At 69.8% G+C, this 3,714-nt stretch carries 2 protein-coding genes and 1 pseudogene; 2 read left to right on the top strand and 1 reads right to left on the bottom strand.

The annotated features are described in order from the left end of the window. Window positions 1-257 precede the first annotated feature (257 nt). Window positions 258-2,981 (top strand): DNA gyrase subunit A, encoded by a 2,724-nt coding sequence (gene gyrA, locus AC2W7C_RS14860; RefSeq protein ID WP_486002109.1) that lies wholly within the window; start codon window positions 258-260, stop codon window positions 2,979-2,981. Between the two features lie 27 nt (window positions 2,982-3,008). Here the strand turns inward: gyrA and AC2W7C_RS14855 are convergent, their stop codons facing one another. Continuing rightward, entirely contained in the window at window positions 3,009-3,326 is a 318-nt protein-coding gene (locus AC2W7C_RS14855; protein WP_486002108.1) for a hypothetical protein, read from the bottom strand. A gap of 116 nt (window positions 3,327-3,442) precedes the next feature. Here AC2W7C_RS14855 and AC2W7C_RS14850 point away from each other — a divergent pair. Then, window positions 3,443-3,714, top strand: a pseudogene (locus AC2W7C_RS14850) (hypothetical protein); the annotation flags it as partial.

Here is a 3,714-nt window from a genome sequence, read left to right as displayed (position 1 = left end):
GAGGGGGCCGGGGCGGGCGGGGCGGACTGGGCCAGAGCGCCTGCGGCCCCCAGGGCCAGGGGGGCGGCGGCGAGGAGGGCGATGAGGCTCTGACGCATGGTCGGTTTCCCTGTGTGAAAGCCCGGAAAGGGCGGCGATTCTTTTGCTTCGGGCGGGCCAGACTGCTAGAAAACCAGACAGCGGATCACGTTCCGATTCCGGCCATTTAAAGCCCGATTTCCTTGACCGACGACAGCTACCAGAACGCCGCGCCCCCCATGGGCGGCGACATCTCCACCATCACCATCGAAGACGAGCTGCGCCGCTCGTATCTCGACTACGCCATGAGCGTGATCGTGAGCCGGGCGCTGCCCGACGCGCGCGACGGCCTGAAGCCGGTGCACCGGCGGATCCTGTACTCGATGCACGATCTGAAGATGTCGCCCGACCGCGCCTATTCGAAATGCGCGCGGGTGGTCGGCGACGTGCTGGGTCGCTTCCACCCGCACGGGGACGCCTCGGTCTACATGGCGCTGGTGCGCATGGCCCAGCCGTTCTCGATGGGGCTGATGCTGGTCGACGGCCAGGGCAATTTCGGCTCGGTCGACGGCGATATGCCCGCCTCGATGCGATACACCGAGGCCCGGATGGCCCCGGCCGCCGTGGCCCTGCTGGCCGACATCGACAAGGACACCGTCGATTTCCAGCCGAACTACGACGAGAAGGAGCTGGAGCCGGTCGTCCTGCCCAGCCGCATCCCGAACCTGCTGGTCAACGGCGCGGGCGGCATCGCGGTCGGCATGGCGACCAACATCCCGCCGCATAACCTGGGCGAGGTGATCGACGGCTGCGTGGCCCTGCTGGACGATCCGAACGTTTCGGACGACGCCCTGCTGGACCTGGTCCCGGGCCCCGACTTCCCGACCGGCGGCGAGATCATGGGCCGCACGGCTCCCCGCAACGCCCTGCGCGACGGCCGCGGCTCGGTGATCGTGCGCGGCAAGGCCTCGATCGAGACCATCCGCAAGGACCGCGAGGCCATCGTGGTCACCGAGCTGCCCTATCAGGTCAACAAGCAGACCCTGATCGAGCGGATCGTGGAACTGGTCCGCGAGAAGCGGATCGACGGCATCGCCGACGTGCGCGACGAATCCGACCGCGACGGCATGCGCATGGTCGTCGAGCTGAAGCGCGACGCCTCGGGCGACGTGGTGCTGAACCAGCTGTGGCGCTTCACCGCCATGCAGTCGTCGTTCGGCGTCAACATGCTGGCGCTGAACCACGGGCGGCCCGAGCAAATGGGCCTGCGCCAGCTGCTGGACGCCTTCCTGGAGTTCCGCGAGGAAGTCGTCGTCCGTCGCATCAAGTTCGAACTGGCCAAGGCCCGCGACCGCGGCCACGTGCTGGTCGGCCTGGCCGTGGCGGTGGCTAATATCGACGAGGTCATCCACATCATCCGCTCGTCGGCCGATCCGACGGAGGCGCGCGAACGTCTGCAGGCGAAGGCCTGGCCGGTCGGCGACATGATGGCCCTGGTCGAGCTGATCGCCGACCCGCGCACCGTGCTGGTCGAGGGCGAAAAGATACGCCTGACCGACGAGCAGGCCCGCGCCATCCTGGCCCTGACGCTGAGCCGCCTGACCGGCCTGGGCCGCGACGACATCTTCGGCGAGGCGCGCGAGCTGGCCGGCACGATCCAGGGGCACCTGACCCTGCTGTCGGACCGCGCCAACATCCTGGCGGTGATCCGCGAGGACCTGCTGGCGGTGAAGGCCGAGTTCGCGATCCCGCGCCGCACCCTGATCGGCGAGGGCGACGGGGAGATGGAGGACGAGGACCTGATCCCGCGCGAGGATATGGTCGTCACCGTCACCCACGGCGGCTACGTCAAGCGCGTGGCGCTGAACGCCTATCGGACCCAGCATCGCGGCGGCAAGGGCCGCTCGGGCGTGGCGATGAAGGAGGACGACGCCGTGGTCGGCGTGTTCTCGGCCTCGACCCATACACCGGTGCTGTTCTTCGCCACCAACGGCAAGGCCTACAAGCTGAAGACCTGGCGCCTGCCGCTGGGCAATCCGCAGTCGCGCGGCAAGGCCTTCGTCAACCTGCTGCCGATCGAGCCCGGCGACAGCATCATGAACGTGCTGCCCCTGCCCGAGGACGAGGCGGACTGGGGGAACTACGACATCATGTTCGCCACCCGCTCGGGCGACGTGCGCCGCAACAAGCTGTCGGACTTCGCCACGGTGAATCGCGCCGGCAAGATCGCCATGAAGCTGGAGGAGGGCGACCGGATGGTCGGCGTCGCCCTGTGCACGGCGGAAGACGACGTCATGCTGACGACCGCGCTGGGCCGGGCGATCCGGTTCAAGGCCGACGACGTCCGCGTGTTCAAGGGCCGGGATTCCACCGGGGTGCGGGGCGTGCGCCTGCAGGCCGGGGACGAGGTCATCTCCATGGCCGTGCTGGGCCGGGTGGACGCCACGCCGGAAGAGCGCGCCGCCTACGTCAAGCACGCCAACGCCATGCGCCGGGCCGCGGGCGACGAGGACGAGGGGCCCGCCGAGGCCGACGATGAGGCCGTCGCCGAAACCGCCCTGTCGGTCGAGCGCATCGCCGAGCTAGGCGCGGCCGAGCAGTTCATCCTGACGGTCACCGAGACGGGTTTCGGCAAGCGGTCCTCAGCCTATGAATATCGGCGCACGGGCCGGGGCGGGCAGGGGCTGACGGCCCACGGCCTGGGCGGGCGCGCGGGCGACCGGCTGGCGGCGTCCTTCCCGGTGGAGGAGACCGACGAATTGCTGCTGGTCACCTCGGGCGGGCAGATGATCCGCACGCCGGTCGGCCAGGTGCGCATCGTGGGTCGCTCCAGCCAGGGCGTGACCATCTTCCGCACCGCCGACGGCGAGAAGGTGGTCTCGGTCGAGCGCCTGCCTGACTCGGGCGGCGGCGACGAAGGCGTGGACGAGGGCGCGGACGGGACCGACGGCGACGAGGCCTGATCCGGCCTCGCCGCCCGACGGACCGCCCTAGCGGCAGCCCTTGCTCTCGTAGATCTCCATCAGGTGCGCGCGCCGGTCGTTGACCAGGTTCCGCGCCTCGCCGGCGGTCAGGTAGTTGCCGACGGCCGCGGGCCAGAAGAACAGCACGGCGGCGACGTTGGCGACGTTGATTCCCTGGTCGCGCTCGGCGTCGCGGGTCACGGAATCGAGCCGTTCGAACTCGCGGCTCAGCTGGGAGCAGCTCATGGAGCGGTCGCCCGGCTGCACCGGGGTGACGCGCTGGGTGGTCGTGCAGGCGCCCAGCGTCAGGCTGGCGCACAGGGCGCCGGTGATGATCAACCTCATGGGACACAATCCTTCAGAGCTCCGCGACGATGCGGAGGTCCTGGACGCTGACCCAAAGGGACGCCGCGCGGTGCTGACGAACCCTGACCAGACCTGTCGCAACCTTAAGGCCAAGGTTGACGCGGGAACCCGGGCCGCGTCCAAGAGTTCGTGAACCCCTCGGAGGCCTGACCATCGCGCCTGTCCTGCACATCGACGGCGTCCCGGCCACGGTCGAGACCCTGGCCCCGGTCCTGCTGTCCAACTATGGCGCCTTCACCTCGATGCAGGTCGAGGCGGGCGGGGCGCGGGGCCTGGACCTGCACCTGGAGCGGCTGGAGCGGGAGGCGCTGGAGCTGTTCGGCGTGGCCGTCCCCGAGGCGCGGCCTGCGCGACCGGATGCCGCGCC

It is taken from the genome of Brevundimonas sp. CURTG3B2_SDJG (assembly GCF_057364705.1).
The sequence above is the reverse complement of the archived record's forward strand: the minus strand, read 5'-3'. Positions and strand labels throughout refer to the sequence as shown.